Source organism: Vibrio sp. 1288 (assembly GCF_033344475.1).
Map to the genome: position 1 here is coordinate 1 of NZ_JAWPOX010001081.1, position 528 is coordinate 528.

At 46.2% G+C, this 528-nt stretch carries 1 protein-coding gene and 1 pseudogene; both read right to left on the minus strand.

What is annotated here, in order from left to right:
- Nucleotides 1-357 (minus strand): annotated as a pseudogene (locus R8O11_RS31005) (relaxase/mobilization nuclease domain-containing protein); the annotation flags it as partial.
- A complete protein-coding gene (locus R8O11_RS31010; protein WP_276443904.1) occupies nucleotides 354-515 on the minus strand; it encodes a MobC family plasmid mobilization relaxosome protein in 162 nt (53 codons plus the stop codon). The pseudogene R8O11_RS31005 and the gene R8O11_RS31010, both read right to left, overlap by 4 nt.
- Nucleotides 516-528: the final 13 nt, after the last annotated feature.

Consider the following 528-nt stretch of genomic DNA (forward strand, 5'->3'; position numbering starts at 1 on the left):
TCGCTTGCCCGTTTGTAGCTCCACGTTCGGAAGAACAAAATTAAGCTCTAACCGTCCTTTGTCTCGATGCTCTACCCAGAGGCAAGAGTACTGATCGGCTTCGAGCCCTGGTAACAACGCTTTTTCAAAACTCGACATGATGTGATCTTTGGCCTCTCTAGGGAGATCGAATTCTTCAAAGGACAGCACACCAGACGTGTATTTTTTTGCATAAGGACTCGAATCTATCAGCTCTTGAACCTCACTTGGTGAGCCTCTATCGAGTGTGGCACCCTCTCGATCTCTCTGCTTACCAAGTAAATAATCAACCGGACCAGAGCCTTTACCGACACCACGAGCGTGAAATTTAACAATCATGAACGGGAATACTCCCGTTTTAAATCTTGCAACGTTCGTTCAATGTTCATCAAAGCAGAGACAACCTGAATACGATCCACCGGCTTCCAGTCTTGGGAATGAATCGCTCGAGCAATTTGATTGAGATTGTTACCCATACCGGCTAACTGACGAAGCAACTTAGGGTCAACT